Genomic DNA, 18,636 nt, shown 5'->3' with positions numbered 1-18,636 from the left:
AGATGAAATTTTTTGTGGATAGCGCCAATATTGAAGAAATTCAAGAGTTACAGAATTTAAGCCTTGTTGATGGTGTTACCACCAATCCCTCTCTTATCCTAAAATCAGGACGCAATATTCTTGATGTTACAAAAGAAATTTGTGCTCTCGTTAGCGGACCTGTTTCTGCTGAAGTTGCAGCAACGGAATTTGAAAGCATCATGAAAGAAGCAGCTGTTTTAGCAAAGGTTGCCGACAATATTTGTATCAAGCTTCCTTTAACACTCGATGGATTAAAAGCCTGTAAAGCTCTCACAGCAGCAGGACTAAAAACAAATCTCACACTTTGTTTTTCTGCCAATCAAGCCTTACTTGCCGCCAAAGCAGGCGCAACATTCGTTTCACCTTTTATTGGTAGACTTGATGATTGTGGAAATGATGGAAGTGAACTGCTTCATGAAATTCGCACAATTTATGATAACTATAACTTTGAAACACAAATCTTGGCCGCTTCAATCCGCACCGTTAATCATGTCAAAGAAGCAGCACTAAGCGGTGCTGACGTTGCAACAGTTCCACCAGCAATCTTAAAAGCACTAGTCAAACATCCTCTCACCGACAAAGGGTTGCAAATATTCCTCGACGACTGGAAAAAAACAGGACAAAATATTGCTTAATGTCTAGAAATTTTATTGGAAAGATCTTTTGAAAGTAACAAAAAGATCTGTTCAGCCAACTCTTCCGCAACACGTTTTTTTGCATCTTCTTCTGCTTGCAGCGTTGCATATTCTTGACGAAGTTGCTCAAAAGATGCATTCATCATTGCTGTTCCTTTTGCAACAAGAGTATTTTTCATATCCTGCAAAGTATAAGAAGCTCTGCTCATAACAGTTCCAACAGAAGGTCGTCCCTTTCTCTTTTTCTCGAAATCAACCTCTATCTGCATAGATTCTCTTGTAAAGACGGATATCTGTAATGCCAATTGATAAGCAGGTAGAGAAGGTTTAGCACCATTTCCATACAAAAGAAAAAGCAGATGATTGCGCACCATTTGACCAAAACGATCCGAAGGTTCTTCTACAACAATAGAAGCAAGCTTTTGCGCTAACCCCAAAGAAGCTTGTCCAGAAGCAGGATTCCCATAAGAAGCAGAATCCATTGTCATTGCACTCTGCAACTCTTGACGGTAAAGCGGTTCAACTTTGCATCCACACAACAGTGTGAATACACCAGCTAAAATGACAAGAATAGAACTTCTAAAAAACGACATTCACAATCCTTTGTGGAACAACAATGATTTTTTTCACAGGCTTTTCAACCAGTTGCGCCTTTACAAAATCTAACGCCAAAACCGCTTCTTTAATCATCACCTCATCAGCAGTTGCTGCAACGCTCACCTCACCGCGTTTTTTACCATTAATTTGTACTGGCAAAGTATAGCATTCCGCAACGGTTAACGCACGATCATAAACAGGCCAAGCAAGCGCAGACATTAAAGTTTTTCCTCCTAAAGCAGCATGACATTCTTCTGCTAAATGGGGCATCATGGGTGCAATCATGGCAAGAAAAAAATCCATAGCTTGACGTAAAGAAGCTTTCATTTCATCGTCAACACTTTCTATCCTATTTAACAACGGTGCCATAATATTCAAGAATTCATAAAGGCGTGCAATAGCCCGATTAAAAGCGAATTTTTCCAAATCATCTTCTACAGCGCAAAGCGTGCGATGTGCGACCTTTGAGAGTTCCAAAGCCGCCCCCTGATGCCCTGCACAAGGCGCCACATCCTTTAAAATAGAAGCACTCACAGCCACATGGCGCCAAACACGCTGTACAAAGCGATGTGCACCTTCAACACCAGATTCTGTCCAAATGACATCCCGCTCGGGAGGAGAATCTGACAACACAAACCAACGCACAGTATCAGCGCCATAAGATGCAATAATATCATCAGGATCAACGACATTCTTTTTTGATTTTGACATTTTCTCAATCAAACCAATCGTCACTTTACTTTGATCGGTTAATTTATAAGCACACCGCTTTCCATCTTTTTCAACAATCGAAATTTCTGCTGGAGAAACCCACCCTTGATCATCCCGATAGGTTTCATGCACCACCATCCCTTGGGTAAAAAGCCCCTTAAAAGGCTCATCTACCGTCACATGACCGACCAATTTCATAGCACGCATAAAAAAGCGCGCATAAAGAAGATGCAAAATGGCATGCTCAATTCCACCAATATATTGTTGCACAGGCAACCATTCAGCTGTTGCTTGTTTGTCAACAGGTCCCTGCGCAAAAGGAGCCGTAAAGCGTGCATAATACCAAGAAGAGTCAACAAATGTGTCCATGGTATCGGTTTCGCGTTTGGCAGGTTGACCACAGGAAGGACAAGTAACATTCTGCCACCTTTCATGTCGTGCAAGAGGATTTCCTGGTTGATCAAAAGTAACATCATCAGGCAACACAACCGGTAAATTGGCACGTGGAACAGGAACAACCCCACAAGTTGTACAATGGATCATCGGAATGGGGCACCCCCAATAACGTTGACGTGAAATCCCCCAATCACGCAAACGAAATTGCACTGTTTTCTTCCCTTGCGGTTGCCCATTGAGCATTTGTTTTTCAAGCTTTTTAGCAGCTTCTTCAAAAGCTTGTTGGGGTGTTAAACCATCCAAAAAACTGGAATTGATCATCACCCCATCACCCGTATAAGCTGTTTCAGTAATAACAAAATCTTCTGCTTGCTCTCCTTTTGGTAAAACCACCGGTTTTATTGGAAGATCATATTTACGCGCAAAATCGAAATCTCTCTGATCATGAGCCGGACAACCAAAAACAACCCCTGTTCCATAGTCCATAAGCACAAAATTCGCGATATAAACGGGAATATGTACTGTTGAATCGAAAGGATGAACAGCCAAAAGGGGCGTGAGAAACCCTTGTTTTTCAGCTGTTTCAAGTGCTGCTGTTGTCGTTCCACCACACCGACAATTTTCAATAAAAGCACTCAACGCTTTGTCTTTTTTTGCCAAAGCTTGTGCAATAGGATGATCAACAGACAGAGCCAAAAAGGAAGCGCCAAACAGTGTATCAGGACGCGTTGAATAACAAACAACCTCATCAAATTTCTCACAAACATCATCAGCATCACCCGCCGACTTTAAAGCCCAACGAATCAGCAAACCTTGTGATTTTCCAATCCAGTTTTTTTGCATGGTGCGAACTTTTTCCGGCCATTGGTTCAGCTCTTCAAGCCCAGCCAAGAGATCTTCACTAAAGTCGCTAATTTTGAAAAACCACTGCGTCAATTCACGCTGTTCCACCAACGCACCAGAACGCCATCCCCGCCCATCAACAACCTGTTCATTGGCCAAAACAGTATGATCAATAGGGTCCCAATTCACCTTAGCCACTTTACGTGCTACCAACCCCTTTTGATAGAAATCAAGGAACAACATTTGTTGGCGGTGGTAATATTCCACATCACAAGTTGCAAATTCACGCGCCCAATCGAGTGAGAGTCCTAATTGTTTTAATTGCCCGCGCATGACCGCAATATTTTGATAGGTCCAAGTTTTAGGATGCACTTTACTTTGCAGAGCAGCATTTTCAGCTGGCATACCAAAAGCATCCCACCCCATGGGATGAAGCACATTAAATCCCTTTGCCCTTTTATAGCGTGCAACCACATCCCCCATGGCATAATTGCGCACATGCCCCATGTGAATACGGCCAGAAGGATAAGGAAACATTTCTAAAACATAATATTTTTCACGAGCATCTTCTTGAAGAGTCTGAAAAATTTTCTTTTCATCCCAAATTTCTTGCCATTTTTTTTCTCTCGCACGTGGATTATAGCGTTCGCCTATATTATAATGTCCAATTGTCATTCCCATTATACTCTTTTAATAAAACAGAACCAAAAACTTGTTTTATTATGCTTGACCATGGATTAACCTCATCGTCAACATTTTCGTGAAATATTTCCCTAAGTATTTTATAAAACTTTAAAAAAAACGACCAACTCTTGAACAAAAAAGGTAAAGCACAAAAATATGAATACACAAACGCCCCTCGATGCCCCTTCCGTTGAAGCATGGCAAAACCTTCAAAAAGACATTGCAGCAATATGCCAAGAGCTACAACGCCCTGTAGAAGAAATTGAACTTATCGCTGTTTCAAAAACTGTTTCTGCTATTGATATACGACCCCTTTTGCAAGCAGGCCAATCTTTGTTTGCAGAAAACCGCGTACAAGAAGCAGCACAAAAATGGCCTGCTTTACGTCAACAATTTGAAAATATTAAACTCCATCTCATCGGTCCCCTACAATCAAATAAAACAGCAGAGGCGGTAAAACTTTTTGATGTCATCCAAACGGTTGACCGTGAAAAAATAGCCAAAAGCCTAGCTGAAGAAATGGAAAAGCAAAAAAAGCATCTCCCCTGCTATGTTCAGGTTAACATTGGCTTAGAACCGCAAAAAAGTGGTATCGCACCACAAGAAGCTACATCTTTTGTCAACCAATGCAAAAACAAGTATGGACTCGATATCATCGGACTTATGGGCATCCCCCCTGTCGACGAAAACCCCGGCCCCTATTTCGCACTGTTAGCAAAATTAGCAAAACAAGCAGGTCTTCCAAAGCTTTCCATGGGCATGTCCAGTGACTTCAAAACCGCTCTACAGTTTGGCTCTAACGTCCTTCGCATTGGCTCTGCTTTATTTGGAAAACGCCCTGTGTAAAGCAATTCCCCCTTCATATAAATTCCCATTGAAAATTCTACGAACAAACCAAAAACAGCAGAAATGAGAAAAAATATTTCCTTCAATATCAATAAAAGAGCAATTCTAGCAAAAAAGATTCCAGTCCCTCTTTCATCCTGTTAGCAGGATAAGCAAAAAAGCTGGTTTCTCAAATCTCTCACCGGCACATCCACAACACGTACAATAGCTTCAAGATAGCATTGCAATTTGGCTCTCATATTCTCGCACATTGGCTCTACTTTACTCCCCTCTGACCGCCTCTCCAGCAAAAGCAATATAAAAAATAAATCCTTATATAAAGGCAAAATGATAAGAGGGGCGTTGCGCATGAATGAAAAAACTGTCGCGAAATAAATAATTACAAAAGAATATTGAATAAGATCATCGCAATGATTTCCATTGAAAATCATGAATTCTCTTAACTTCTCCAACACGCGTAAACAATTTCCCCACATGCCAATGGTGTAAAGCAGACAAAAAGAGGCTTATGGCTGCATAATACAGTAACAAAACTCTTTCATGTAAGTCACTTGAGCAAAATAAACATCTCAAATACCCAATAGAGCACCAAGAACCGCGCTAAACAACATGATAGCAATCTATAAGGTCAACGATAGCATAGAGACTATCTATGCTCTACAAAGCGTAAAATACAGTCAATATCCGCTTGAAAAATAAAAGAACGAATCCCGTGCATATGCGCACAATACATACCCGCAAAACAATTGAAATGAGAACGATTTCAATAACGATATTCCTTTATCATTATTCCTTTGTCGATCTCGTAAACAAAGAGAAAACCTTCAACTTTTCATATGCCTAATTTTTCTAATTTTAAACTTTAATTAAGGAAAAACAGGGGATATTTCTTATATTTTAAAATATTGCAAATAATATTATTATCTTCTTAAGAAGAAGATTTCATGTATACATAGTATAGATATTATTTATACAGTATTTTTATTGTTATTTTTAAAATTTATCTTTGACATTTTTCTAAAAATACATGATAGACATTTGAAATGTATCATTATGATACTACTTTTAATGTAGATAATTAAGGAGAATTAATATTTTTGGTTCATGCAGCACATTCGGTCATATAGCGACAAAGATATCTCTCTGAAGTTAAATAATTTTGTAAGTATATTTGTAAGAATATACCAAATTAAATATCTACATCTGTGGATAAAATAATTTTCAGAGATATCTATTGTGGATCACATCTTATAATCAGAATTTTTTTATAATGAATATTTGTTATGAAATCGTAAGAATGTTTTGTATTCTCATTGTCTTTATCCCTATATATGCTATTGGTTTTTAAAAATGGTAGTTACATTTGGAAAGTAACTATAAAATAAACTTTATATACAGTAATTCTTTTCATTATTTTTGATATTTTGGTTTAATTAATTATTAATGAACTTATTCTTATTTGAATAAGGGAATACAAAATAAAAAACATTTAAAGCGATAATCAATAAAGCACCTTCATCTCCCTTTTTATATGATATTTTTTAATGCCTTTGTGCGTTTATAAAAGGCTCTATACCGCAATAGACTTTGCCACATTTAAATATCCTAAAAGCATAAAATACCTTTTTAAGAAAAACGTATCAGATTTAAAAATTGACTATTCTAATCTTTGTCATTTAGTCTAACCTCACAATGAAAAGCTTTTGGGAAAACTCTGCCACAAATATAACCATACAAAAATACAGAGGCAGATTTTCAAAACAATAAAAAGAGGGAAACATGACTGAAAAAATCTATCCAGTATCAGAAGAGATCAAAAAAAATACTTTACTCGATGAGGAAACTTATCAACAGTGGTATCGAGAAAGCATCGATGATCCAGAAAGCTTCTGGGCAAAACATGGTCAACGCATTGAATGGTTTAAACCTTTTACAAAAGTAAAAAACACTTCTTTTAACGGAGATGTCTCCATTCAATGGTACGAAGATGGGATAACAAATGTTGCCTATAATTGCATTGATCGCCACCTGAAAACCCATGGAGACAAAATCGCACTCATTTGGGAAGGAGATAATCCTTACCATGATAAAAAAATAACCTATAACGAGCTTTATGAACATGTTTGTCGTTTTGCTAATCTTTTGAAAAGTCGTGGCATTAAGAAAGGCGATAAAGTAACCATTTATCTCCCCATGGTACCCGAAGCAGCCTATGCTATGCTCGCCTGCGCCCGCATTGGTGCTATTCATTCGGTTATTTTTGCTGGCTTTTCTGCTGAGGCAATAGCAGGACGCCTTGTCGATTGTGAATCAACCTTCATTATTACCGCTGATCAAGGCTTGCGTGGCAGCAAACGGATCAACTTAAAAGACAATGTTGATCATGCTATTGAGATAGCAGCGCGCCAAAACGTGCATGTGGACCAAGTCATGGTTATACGGCGAACTTGTGGACCCATTCAATGGGTAGAGGGGCGTGATTTTTGGTACCACGAAGAGATAGCTCATGCCAAAACAGCTTGTCCACCAGAACCAATGAATGCTGAAGATCCACTTTTTATTCTTTATACTTCAGGCTCAACAGGCAAACCTAAAGGTGTTTTGCATACCACAGCGGGCTATCTTGTTTTTGCCTCGATGACTCACCAATATGTTTTTGATTACCACCCCAATGAAGTTTACTGGTGCACGGCTGACATTGGTTGGATAACCGGTCATTCTTACTTGGTTTATGGACCTTTATGCAATGGTGCGACCACTTTAATGTTTGAAGGCACACCAACCTTTCCTGACAAAGGCAGATTCTGGGAAATTGTCGACAAACACCAAGTCAATACGCTCTATACAGCACCAACAGCTATCCGCGCCTTAATGGGAGCAGGAAATTCGTTTGTTGAACACTCAAACAGAACATCGTTGCGTCTCTTAGGCACGGTAGGAGAACCGATTAATCCAGAAGCATGGGAATGGTTTTATCATATAATTGGAAATGACCGTTGTCCGATTCTCGATACATGGTGGCAAACGGAAACAGGAGGGCATATGATCACGCCCTTGCCCGGTGCAACACCCCTCAAAGCAGGATCGGCCACACGTCCTTTTTTTGGTGTTCAACCCCAAATTGTTGATGCCCAAGGCAATGTTTTAGAAGGTGAAGCAGAAGGCAATCTTTGTATCAGTGATTCATGGCCCGGACAAATGCGCACACTTTATAAGGATCATGAACGCTTTATTCAAACTTATTTTTCCTCCTATAAAGGAAAATATTTTTCAGGCGATAGCTGTAGGCGCGATAGCGACGGTTATTATTGGATCACAGGACGGGTTGATGACATTCTCAATGTCTCGGGGCACAGGTTAGGAACTGCTGAAATTGAATCAGCTCTTGTTTCTCATCCCGCTGTATCAGAAGCAGCTATTGTGGGTTACCCGCATCCCATTAAAGGACAAGGAATTTATAGTTTTGTGACTCTCATGGAAGGAACAGCGCCAAGTGAAGAATTGCAAAAAGACCTTATCAAGCATGTGAGACAAGAAATAGGCTCTATTGCCATATTGGATAAAATTCAGTTTGCTCCGCAGCTTCCCAAAACACGATCAGGGAAAATTATGAGACGTATTTTACGAAAAATCGCTGAAAACGATTTTGATACTCTCGGAGATATTTCAACCCTTGCCGAACCACAAGTTGTTGAAGATCTGATTGCCAACCGACAAAACTAAAAAACACGACGCAATACAACATACGGTGGTTTTTGTTTTTTTTGCTAAAATTATCTCAGCATTATTACGAAAACCACCAAGGAGAATAAAAAACAAAACAATGCATGAGAAGCTCAATCATTCTAACAACAAACGCTTTTTTTCATAACAGGTAAGAAATAATTTAAGCAAAAACCTCAAGATTGGGATGCGAACAAGAATAAGAAAGTAAGATAAAAAGAGCAACATAGCTTTTTAAAATCACCTAATGTCCACTCAATGCAAAAAAAAGCCTCTGAGTAAGAAGGAAAAATAGTTCTGATGTTTATGCTAGAATCCCTTTGAAATTCCTGCTAAAATCATAAATAAGGCTAAAAAAAGAAAGTATAAGTGATAATATTCTTGAGCAAAAATATTTATCGATAACGAGGGTGTATAAAAAATATTGAAAACCATGAAATCTAAAATAAACAAGCTTACAACAAAAATCTAAAGCAATGAAAGTAAGAGTTTTTAGAATAAATGATGCAATATAAAATCAGGAGTAATAATAAAAAGTGATTCATTTTGAAAATGTCGGCCTACGCTATGGAATGGGCCCTGAGGTCCTTCGTGATATTAGCTTTCATATTCCTCCTGGATCATTTCAATTTCTCACAGGTGCCTCTGGAGCAGGGAAAACGTCGCTGATGCGTCTTATGTTTTTGGCACTCAAACCCACTCGCGGTCATATTGATCTCTTTGGAACAGACACAGCATTACTCAAACGACAAGAGCTCCCTGCGCTGCGACAACGTATCGGTGTGGTTTTTCAAGATTTTCGTTTACTCGACCACATGACCACTTATGAAAATGTCTCCTTACCTTTACGCATTAAAGGACAAGAAGAAGCAACCTATCGCAGTGAAGTGGAAGATCTTCTCTGTTGGGTAGGTCTTGGAGATCATATTCATGTTTTACCACCGGTTCTTTCCGGTGGGGAAAAACAAAGGGTAGCCATTGCACGCGCACTCATTGATCAACCTGAAATTCTACTTGCCGATGAACCCACTGGAAATGTCGATCCGCCCTTGGCAAAACGCCTCCTCCGTTTGTTTATTGAATTAAACCGTTTTGGAACGGCTGTTATCATTGCCACCCATGATATTGCCTTAATGGAACAAGTTGCAGCACGGCGTATGCTTCTCCATAACGGACGGATGACGATTCATGAATAAGTCTTTCCCCATTTTTACAAGCAATAAAAAAAATACAACAGCGATTATTCCCAGTGGTAATATTTCTGGAAAAGCATTGGTTGCCGTAATTGCTATTATGACATTTCTTTCAAGCCTCACCTTAATCGGTGTTGATTTAGTCCAACATGCCGCCCAAAATTGGAGTAATCAGATTAGCTATGAAGCAACAATACAAATACGCCCCATTGACAATGTTGATATCAACAAAGCACTCCGTGATGCCGTACAATTGGTTAAAACATTTTCTGGTGTACAAGATGCAAAAATTGTTGACCAAAAAGCTACAGAAAAGTTACTGGAGCCATGGCTTGGAACAGGCTTCAATGTCAATGAACTACCCCTTCCCCGCCTCATCATTGTGACCCTGAATGGGGATGAAAAAATCAATTTTGCAGCCATTAATCACGCCATTAAAACCCAAATTCCAGGAGGTCAATTTGATGATCACCGTGTTTGGGTTCATCGTTTTGCGACCATGGCACACACCACTGTTTTCATTGGTTTTTCAATTTTAGCATTGGTTCTAGGTTCTCTTATCCTCACCATCATTTTTGCCACTCGCAATGCATTGGCAGAAAATACACATATTATCAATGTCTTATATTTCCTTGGTACTGAAACTCTTTTCATTGCTCGCCAATTTGACTGGCATTTTTTTAAAACCGCGCTGCGTGGTGCTTTATATGGTGGTCTTACAAGCATATTTCTGTTTTCAGCCTTTTGTCTCTGGACGAATTATAACTTGGGAAGAGTGGAAGCTAGCCAAATAACAGCTTTGTTTGGACATCTTTCCATAAGTTCCATCCCCTACGGAAAAATCATTTTTCTTATTATTTTCGTTTCTTTTCTTACCACCCTTACAAACCGCATGACTATTTTAACACAACTGAAAAAAATCGATCAATGTGAAAACGGTTTATTTTAATTTTATGACTCACAACACTTACAACTCATTGACGCAAAACAATTTAGAACGTCCTCTTCCAAAACGGCTCCACTATAGTTGGTCTCCCCGCTTTTTATTTCGCTATTTTCCACCGACAACCCTTACTCTTTCAATCATTGTTTTCATTTTCTGGAGCGGTTTTATTATTTTTTCTGAAAAAACTGAACGACTTTCTCCCCCACAGCCTCTCCCCAAAGCTGATGCCATCATTGTGCTGACAGGCGGAGAAAACCGAATAGAGACAGGACTTAATCTCTTACAAAGGGGGCTTGGTTCACGTCTCCTCATCAGTGGTGTAAATACCACAACCAACCTGAAAAGTCTCATGCATAACATGCATATTACCCGACGGCTTATCTCCTGTTGTATTGACATCGGGCATCAAGCGATTAACACCAGAGGAAATGCTAAAGAAAGCGCCGATTGGATCAAAAAACACCACTATAAAACCCTTTATATCGTCACCCATGATTACCATGTGTGGCGCTCGATGCGAGAACTTAAATATTTAATGCCTGATATCCATTTCATTGCCTATCCTGTTAAAAAGAACAATGCTGAAAGCGCAATACAACAGATCAATCAAATCCGCATTCTCATATTCCAATATATTAAAACGCTCCAAGTCTATATCAGAACCGCATTCTAATCTTTATCCCTCTGACTTTTTAAAAATCTTGCCATCTTCTGACCTCTTCATACCTTTCTCTCATACTCTTCCACAAGAGGTTGCTTCTATAAAAGCTCGACAGAGCTACCTTCATACAACACAGAACACCCCACAATACATGTATCACTGTATTGCACATTCACCCAAAACATCTCTTACATCCCAAACATATCTCACAGCACGGGATCTGTACATGCCATCTCAATATATAAGCTCTTGTAAATAGAGCCCCCAGACAACTATAAGATCTTCAGACTTGTTATAGAGATCTATTTATACCACCGTCTTTACGCTTCATAAAAATGCAAACCACCCCACCCTATATTTTGCCGCCCCCAAGTATTACGATAGCTCAAGCCTCTTGGGATGATTGGTAAGAGGCATGCATTACGCCTTTCTTAAACACAAACATACCAACCTCGTATGACATGCAAAGAAGTAATTTTAATAGATTTAAAATGAGAAAATTTATGATACTTAGATTTCTCATTCAACAGAGAGAATGTTAAACTATCATTATAAGTCAATATATTAGTAACAATCTCTTATTCTAAAAAGCATCTTCTTAAGAGCATTTTAGATCACAGATAGGAATAAGCTCAAAACGCACACAGCTACAAATACCCCACGTTTTTTATCGCAATCTTTTTTGAAATCATTTCGCTCTCTAAGATCACTTTTTATCTGGTTTCCTCCCAGAAAAAGAACGAAAATTTGTAAACTCTATTGATCTGTAAACAATAATAACTCAGCTTCTTGTCTAACGCATTCCACCTGCTCACTTCAATATCAGAACACCTCAAAAGACAGATTTCATAAGAATTGTGATTTCCTCTCAACATCTCAAAGGACGATGATTCCTATCAGCAACGATTTGTAAACAGTTCACTTTCTCTGGACAGGTTCCTCTCAGCTTCCCCATTTATATGGTTTACTCACATAAAGCTCGACAAGAAAACCCCTGCCTGAGAATATTCATCACTGCCGCTAAAGCTCATGCGTCATAATTTTAGTGACCTCACTGCCTAAGGTGCTTTATTACATACAACATATTGATTTATAATGAAATTTTATTACGCTACAACTTGAATGAGAGCTCTCAATATCATCAGATTCTCTCATTTCAAATCTGTTTATGTTGAATCAACTAAAACCACTTACTTGCACATCACAAGCGGGATGAGTGTGTGGATAAAAACTGTACAAGAAATGACTAAAAATGGCTCTTATGAACCGTCTTAATGCAAGGTCTATCGCAACACCCACGAGCTGGCAAATATAATGATGGTGCCGGCTTGTTACTTCATAAGCGTAAAGATGGAGGTGCTCAATGGATTTACCGTTGTACCATTCACGAGCGCCGTCGTGAAATGGGATTGGGTGCCTTAAGAGATGTCTCTTTAAAACAAGCCCGTGAATGTGCAAACCAATGGCGCTCTGTATCGGACTTGTAGCAGGAGGGAGAATAACCACCATACCAACTAGACATACCATTGCTCATCACTAGCGCCATTATGTTCTTTAGCAGCATAACTGCAGCTTGGTATTACGATGTTCTCTTACTTCATCTCACACCTGCTGAATATGAGCTTATTCTTTTTCAATAAATGAAAGCCCTTTTCATTGATACATCATTCAAAATAAGAAGCTATCCGCCTCTCAAACTTTTTGTCTTCCTCACCAAAACCATTAAATCAAACCCGCATTTCACGGTATTAGTTCTTAAGATCACGCCCCCCTACCGAGTATCTGACGGCATCCTTACCCTAGAAACTCAAATGGCTTGTTTATCCTTCAGCTCCAAAATCATGAGATAAGGCAGAAAAAAGCGATGCCTTAAACAAAATATTCTAAAGAAAGCTAAGTTACTCGCATAAAGGAACAGAAAATGGCTGTGTCTTAGGTCACATTTTAAAACTTGAGCACGATCATAATTTATTTGCATAAACCTAAACACCTATAATTTGCACCACCCTCTGCAAAACCAAAAGTGAGAAATACTCATAACCTCTTTTCCGAAAATCTTAAAAATACTAAACGAAACCTCTTAAACTTCTCAGCTATCTCGATACCAGTTCATTTTTTTGGAAGAATGGAAGTTTAAGCTGTTTTTGGCATCAACCTTCTTTTTTGTTCTTTTGTTTGTTAGCAGATATACTATTCACTTCCCCGCCTCTTTTTAAATTAAATCTTAAGAATCGTCGCGCAATCTATTTCATTTGTTCTCCTCTTCATATCTCAGAAGACGAAGATTTTTAACAAAATTCAGTCTGCAAGCAATCTCATTCTAACGGGTTCCATTTAACTTCTCCTTAACAGGATTTACTTCCATAAGACTCGACAAGAAAGATTTAAAAATATTCATTATGCATTCTCAAAACATTTAATGCCTCAAGAAGGCTTATATGCCTATCATATCTCACATGATGTAGTCTGCTATAAGAAACGTTCACCTCTAGTGGTACGCTCCACTTAATAAACAAAGCGTTTTCTAAAATAGAGCAGCAAATAATGCCAAACTTTTCCCATTCATGTTTCGCTTCATAAAAGCTTCATCCAAGTGGAAAGCATCACGAACAAACATGACCCAATTGATAAAGCTTAATCGCGTGAAAGAGCGACAACAGGGTCAAGCCGTGAAGCTTGCCGCGCTGGAGAAAAGCCAAAACATATTCCAATGAGTGTTGAAAAAGTAAGAGACATAATGATCGATTCAATAGTATAAACCAAATGGATAGGCGCCTTAAACAGAAGAAATAAGCCACCGATAGAAAGCCCAAGCAAGATCCCCAAACCACCACCAATCACACAAACCAAAATCGCTTCAATGAGAAATTGCTGTAAAATATCACTTTGCCGTGCACCAACTGCCATACGCACGCCGATTTCATTGATCCGCTCAGAAACAGTGACCAACATAATATTCATCACCCCAATACCCCCCACAATCAAGGAAATAGCTGCAATTGAAGAAATTAAAAGTGTTAAAATATTTGTACTCTCCATAACACGTTCACGGAAGAATTCAGAATTTCTAATGAAAAAGTCCTCCCCACCATGCCGCATAATGAGAAAACGTTTTATCATGGTCTCCGCTAAATGTGAATCAATATCATCAGCAATTCTAACAGTAATTGCACGAACTTCTGTTGTGCCAAGAAAACGTGTCTGCACTGTTGTATAGGGCAAATAAAGCTGTAACGTATTTGATGTATCTCCACTTGCATTATTTTGCGAATCAACAACACCAATAATACGCGCTGGAACATTCCCCACATGCACCACCTTTCCAAGGGGGCTTTCATAGCTATGGGGGAAAAGAACAGACAATGCTTCTTTCTCGATCACGAGATCAACCGCCCGATCATGGACACTTTTTTGATCAAAAAACTGTCCTTTGAAAACTTTGAGCCCCTGTGTCTGAAAAAATTGTTCTCCCACCCCCGCAATGACGGCATTGACTTCAACTGCACCAAAACGCACTTTCGAGCTTGCTGAAATCTGTGGTGTTACACCAGAAACATAAGGTAATCCAGACAAGGCTTCTGCATCAGCTTCAACCAAACTGGTTATTTTTTCTGCTTGTGGATCAGAAAAACTTTTACCAGGAAAAATGGTTAATGTATTAGTACCCAAACTTTTAAAATTTTCCAAAATTTTCTCTCGTGTACCATTCCCTAAAGCCACCATAGCAATAATCGCCCCAATACCGATAATCACCCCAAGCATTGTTAGAAAAGTCCGCATACGATGTGCATTCATTGCCAACAGAGCCATCACAAACGCCTCACGGAATCGCTCAAAAAAAGAACGAAAAAAGCCCAGTTTTTGTTGGCCTTTTAGATTTTGTTGTTCCTGAAGAGATTTTCTACCAACTTTTGTTTTTGCAACCCTTGACCGCTTATCAGCAATAATTTCCCCATCACTGATTTCGATAATACGCTCTGCTCTTTCAGCCACCTGCATATCATGGGTTACAATGATAATAGTACGCCCTTCTTGATGAAGTTCATCCAAAATATGCAATACTTCTTGCCCACTCTTTTTGTCCAATGCACCAGTTGGTTCATCTGCAAGAATGACCTCCGCATTATTCATGAGCGCCCGAGCAATAGAAACACGTTGTTGCTGACCACCGGAAAGCTGATTTGGACGATGATTTATCCGATCACCCATGCCCAAACGCGTTAAAAGATCCTGTGCACGCTTTTTTCTTGCTTCCACGGCACATCCCGCATAAATAGCCGGAATTTCAACATTACCAAGAGCTGTCAATTCATTCAACAAATGGTAGCGCTGAAAAATAAAACCAAAATGATTACGTCGTAAAGCCGACAATTCATCCGCAGAAAGAGAAGCTGTTTCTTTACCAGAGATCCAATAACGGCCAGAAGTTGGACGATCAAGACAGCCTAAAATATTCATCAAGGTAGATTTACCTGAACCGGAAGCACCTACAATTGCCACCATTTCACCACGTTTAATGGTAAGATTGATGTTTTTCAAAACGGTAACAAACGTTTCGCCCGCAGGAAATTTGCGCACAATATTTTCCAAGACGAAGACAGCATCTGCTTGATTTGTGCTCATGCTTTAACTCTCGTCTTCGCTATGCATGTTAGAAGACTCTGGCATCACTCCATCAGACGAACTGGTGATGACGACATCACCCTCGTTAAGTCCTGAAATAATCTCCGCCATAACCTTATTATTCAACCCAACACTCACCTGTTTAGTAACCACCTTATTTTCCCCCACCAAAACAGAAACCCATGCTTTACGCTCTCTTGTCTCATCGCGTAAAGCATCACTTGGAACCAACAAGACATTCTGCGCGCGCCCTAAGATAATATGAACTTGAGCAGTCATATAGGTTCGCAAAAAATTGTCCGCATTATCAACATGTAGAATTCCATTGTAATAGATAGCCGATGATATTAAAGCACTAGAACCACTCACCATACCAGGATTAATACTCACATCAGCACGAATTGCTTCAGGAGCCGGCTCTACTTTTTCTAAAACGCCTTCATAACGACGCTGTGAATTACCTAAAACTGTAAAATAAAGTGGTTGTCCAGCTCGGACTTTAAGAATATCTGCTTCTGAGATTTGCGCCTTGATCGTCATCTTTGATAAATCACCCAAAATAACAATTGTTGGCGCCGACTGAACCGCATTCACATTCTGCCCTTCTTCCACAACTGTTGCCAAAACCGTTCCCGCTGAAGGGGCAGTGATGCGTGTATAACCTAAATTAACCTCTGCACTCTCCACATCAATTTGTGCTTGCACAATCTGCTGACGAAGTTGTTCAATTTGCGCTTCGCGTATTTTCACCTGTGTCGCAGCCTCATCGAGGTTCGCCCGTGAAATCGCACGTGTTTCGATCATTTTTTTCTGACGCTCTAAATTTTTCTGTGCAAGAGAAAGATAGGCTTCTTGTTCTACCAAATTCGCATAATAATGCGATAATGCTGCTTTTTTTCTTTTTAAATCATTTTCCTGATCTGTAGGATCAATTTCTGCCAAGAGATCGCCTTCTTTCACAACACTCCCAGGGGAAACACGCATTGACACCACACGCCCTGTTGCACGCGCACCAACAGCCACCAACCGGTAAGGACGTACAAGACCAGAAGCTAAAACACTTTCCTCAATATCCCCACGCTTCACCACCGCTGTTATATAAGTTGGAGTAGATGTTCCAAAAAAAACAGAACGTAACCATAACAACAAGAGAATGAGAAATATAGCAGTTAAAAAGAAGGAAAGTTTTTTATGTTTTGTAATGAAATTTTTGAGTAAGTTTTTTTTCATTTCCCTACCTTTGCACGCGAACGAGGTGCATTATCAACGACTTCTGGACGCGATACATCAACAACGCCATCCCAGCCTCCCCCCAATGCTTTCATCAACGTGATATATTGCGTAACCAAAGAAACACGGCTATCTTTAAGCGCCATTTGTGCAGAATAATAAGAGCGATCAGCATTTAACAATTCAAGAAAACTAGTATTTCCATTCTCAAAAAGGCTCCGTGAAAGTTTTAAGGAATGAAGAGAAGCTTTATTCGCAACGATTAGCTTTTCTAAGCGTTGATGTTCCTTCGTTAATCTTACAAGCGCATTTTCTACATCTTCTAAAGCTTCCAACACAGCAGCTCGATAAGTAATAAAAGCTTGATCACGCTGCGCGCGCGCTACCGCAATAGAAGCCTCGACCTGACCTCCATTAAAAAGAGGAAAACGAAGACCAGGTCCAAAAGACCAGCCAATCGTTGAATTTTTCCATAATTGATCAATTGCCGTTGCTGCTGTTGAAATATTACCTGTTAAAGTAAGTGATGGATAACGATCTGCTTCACGTTGACCAATCCGTGCTGTCGCTTGCGCATATTGACGCTCTGCCCGTCGTAAATCCGGACGTGTTAACAAAATATCAGCTGGAATTCCTGCTGGTATCGGCCAGCGTGGTTGTGGAATCTTTGCATGCTTAGCATTTTTTTGTAAAAGATCCTTCAATGCCGTAGGCACACGACCAGTTAAGACAGAGAGGCGATGAACGCTCATTGCTACATTCGCTTCCATCTGTGATATATCTGCCTCTGTATTTGCCATTTGCGCTTGCGCATTTGAAACATCAAGCTCAGAGACATCACCAGCTGTTAATCTAGCGCGCATCAGTTCATAAGTTTTACGTTGTGAGACAGCAATTTGCCGCACAATAAACAACTTTTGTTGCCAACCACGCATTTGCACATAATTTGTTGCCACATCTCCTAGTAATGTCACCATGGTAGCACGCATATCTTCCACAGCCGCATCAAGGCCATAACGCGCTGCTTCAACCGCACGTTTATGCCCACCAAAAAAATCCAGCTCCCAGCTTGCATCAAAACCACTACTATACTGGTTTAACAATGCATCAGACTGTCCAGAACGACTACGGGTTCCTGAAATTGAATTGGACACATTTGGCAAAAGAGTTCCCACAACCTGCCCTAAACCCGCACGCGCCTCACGTACCCGAGCTTTGGCAACAGCAACATTATTATTTCCAGAAATAGCATAATCCATTAACGCATCTAGAACAGGGTCATTCAAATGCCGCCACCATCCGGCAAGCGCAACGGACTGCCCTGCAGTCTGTGCAGATTTTTCTCCCCAAACTGCTGGAACACGAAAAGATGTTTTCTGGTAATTAGGACCAACCATACATCCTGACAAAAGCAAACACAACAAGACACTAGAAAATAATCCACGAGAAGCGCCCCATTTGAGATTTCTGATATACATCCAGTCTCCCGCATTCTTTCAGAATCATTATTGAATATTAATACTTTAT

11 protein-coding genes and 1 pseudogene are annotated in these 18,636 nt (G+C 39.7%); 7 read left to right on the top strand and 5 right to left on the bottom strand.

All coding sequences use genetic code 11. The features are described from left to right. The first annotated feature begins 2 nt into the window (after nucleotides 1–2). Nucleotides 3–656: a fructose-6-phosphate aldolase gene (fsa, locus tag ACFIJZ_RS02140; protein ID WP_273790517.1), complete on the top strand. Its 654-nt coding sequence runs from the start codon at nucleotides 3–5 to the stop codon at nucleotides 654–656. On the opposite strand, the gene lptE is transcribed toward fsa, so the two are convergent. Further along, nucleotides 653–1,249, bottom strand: coding sequence for an LPS assembly lipoprotein LptE (gene lptE / locus ACFIJZ_RS02135; RefSeq protein ID WP_375630910.1), 597 nt, complete (start codon nucleotides 1,247–1,249; stop codon nucleotides 653–655). The two genes, fsa and lptE, sit on opposite strands and share 4 nt — an antisense overlap. Further along, nucleotides 1,236–3,878 carry a leucine--tRNA ligase gene (gene leuS / locus ACFIJZ_RS02130; RefSeq protein ID WP_375630909.1) on the bottom strand — a complete coding sequence of 881 codons (2,643 nt, stop codon included), beginning with the start codon at nucleotides 3,876–3,878 and terminating at the stop codon, nucleotides 1,236–1,238. The genes lptE and leuS overlap by 14 nt, the downstream gene beginning before the upstream one ends. A gap of 165 nt (nucleotides 3,879–4,043) precedes the next feature. On the opposite strand from leuS, the gene ACFIJZ_RS02125 reads away from it, so the two are divergent. From ACFIJZ_RS02125 to ACFIJZ_RS02100, 6 genes and pseudogenes are all read left to right on the top strand, one after another. Continuing rightward, nucleotides 4,044–4,733: a YggS family pyridoxal phosphate-dependent enzyme gene (locus tag ACFIJZ_RS02125; protein ID WP_375630908.1), complete on the top strand. Its 690-nt coding sequence runs from the start codon at nucleotides 4,044–4,046 to the stop codon at nucleotides 4,731–4,733. Between the two features lie 1,779 nt (nucleotides 4,734–6,512). Beyond that, entirely contained in the window at nucleotides 6,513–8,456 is a 1,944-nt protein-coding gene (acs, locus tag ACFIJZ_RS02120) for an acetate--CoA ligase (protein WP_375630907.1), read from the top strand. A gap of 536 nt (nucleotides 8,457–8,992) precedes the next feature. Further along, nucleotides 8,993–9,652, top strand: coding sequence for a cell division ATP-binding protein FtsE (gene ftsE, locus ACFIJZ_RS02115; RefSeq protein ID WP_273723097.1), 660 nt, complete (start codon nucleotides 8,993–8,995; stop codon nucleotides 9,650–9,652). Further along, entirely contained in the window at nucleotides 9,645–10,598 is a 954-nt protein-coding gene (locus ACFIJZ_RS02110) for a cell division protein FtsX (protein ID WP_375630906.1), read from the top strand. The genes ftsE and ACFIJZ_RS02110 overlap by 8 nt, the downstream gene beginning before the upstream one ends. Before the next feature lie 4 nt (nucleotides 10,599–10,602). Then, nucleotides 10,603–11,268: a YdcF family protein gene (locus ACFIJZ_RS02105; protein ID WP_273790525.1), complete on the top strand. Its 666-nt coding sequence runs from the start codon at nucleotides 10,603–10,605 to the stop codon at nucleotides 11,266–11,268. A 1,240-nt stretch (nucleotides 11,269–12,508) separates the two neighbouring features. Beyond that, nucleotides 12,509–12,731, top strand: a pseudogene (locus ACFIJZ_RS02100) (Arm DNA-binding domain-containing protein); the annotation flags it as partial. A 1,159-nt stretch (nucleotides 12,732–13,890) separates the two neighbouring features. On the opposite strand, the gene ACFIJZ_RS02095 reads toward ACFIJZ_RS02100, so the two are convergent. From ACFIJZ_RS02095 to ACFIJZ_RS02085, 3 genes are read right to left on the bottom strand one after another with little or no spacing between them, the layout of a single operon-like run. Further along, nucleotides 13,891–15,879, bottom strand: a complete 1,989-nt coding sequence (locus ACFIJZ_RS02095; protein WP_273790526.1) for a MacB family efflux pump subunit — start codon at nucleotides 15,877–15,879, stop codon at nucleotides 13,891–13,893. A 3-nt stretch (nucleotides 15,880–15,882) separates the two neighbouring features. Continuing rightward, nucleotides 15,883–17,109: an efflux RND transporter periplasmic adaptor subunit gene (locus ACFIJZ_RS02090; protein WP_273790527.1), complete on the bottom strand. Its 1,227-nt coding sequence runs from the start codon at nucleotides 17,107–17,109 to the stop codon at nucleotides 15,883–15,885. Continuing rightward, nucleotides 17,106–18,587, bottom strand: coding sequence for an efflux transporter outer membrane subunit (locus ACFIJZ_RS02085; RefSeq protein WP_273790528.1), 1,482 nt, complete (start codon nucleotides 18,585–18,587; stop codon nucleotides 17,106–17,108). Before ACFIJZ_RS02085 ends, ACFIJZ_RS02090 begins: the two co-directional genes overlap by 4 nt. Nucleotides 18,588–18,636: the final 49 nt, after the last annotated feature.

Source organism: Bartonella sp. CL70QHWL (assembly GCF_042194855.1).
In the GTDB taxonomy this organism is placed as follows: Bacteria; Pseudomonadota; Alphaproteobacteria; order Rhizobiales; family Rhizobiaceae; genus Bartonella.
This window is presented reverse-complemented; position numbering and strand designations above follow the sequence as displayed.

Bases quoted from the DNA above. Each gene is read 5' to 3' on its own strand.
- fsa (WP_273790517.1), top strand. From the start codon at position 3: ATGAAATTTTTTGTGGATAGCGCCAATATTGAAGAAATTCAAGAGTTA.
- lptE (WP_375630910.1), bottom strand. From the start codon at position 1,249: ATGTCGTTTTTTAGAAGTTCTATTCTTGTCATTTTAGCTGGTGTATTC.
- leuS (WP_375630909.1), bottom strand. From the start codon at position 3,878: ATGACAATTGGACATTATAATATAGGCGAACGCTATAATCCACGTGCG.
- ACFIJZ_RS02125 (WP_375630908.1), top strand. From the start codon at position 4,044: ATGAATACACAAACGCCCCTCGATGCCCCTTCCGTTGAAGCATGGCAA.
- acs (WP_375630907.1), top strand. From the start codon at position 6,513: ATGACTGAAAAAATCTATCCAGTATCAGAAGAGATCAAAAAAAATACT.
- ACFIJZ_RS02110 (WP_375630906.1), top strand. From the start codon at position 9,645: ATGAATAAGTCTTTCCCCATTTTTACAAGCAATAAAAAAAATACAACA.
- ACFIJZ_RS02105 (WP_273790525.1), top strand. From the start codon at position 10,603: ATGACTCACAACACTTACAACTCATTGACGCAAAACAATTTAGAACGT.
- ACFIJZ_RS02095 (WP_273790526.1), bottom strand. From the start codon at position 15,879: ATGAGCACAAATCAAGCAGATGCTGTCTTCGTCTTGGAAAATATTGTG.
- ACFIJZ_RS02090 (WP_273790527.1), bottom strand. From the start codon at position 17,109: ATGAAAAAAAACTTACTCAAAAATTTCATTACAAAACATAAAAAACTT.
- ACFIJZ_RS02085 (WP_273790528.1), bottom strand. From the start codon at position 18,587: ATGTATATCAGAAATCTCAAATGGGGCGCTTCTCGTGGATTATTTTCT.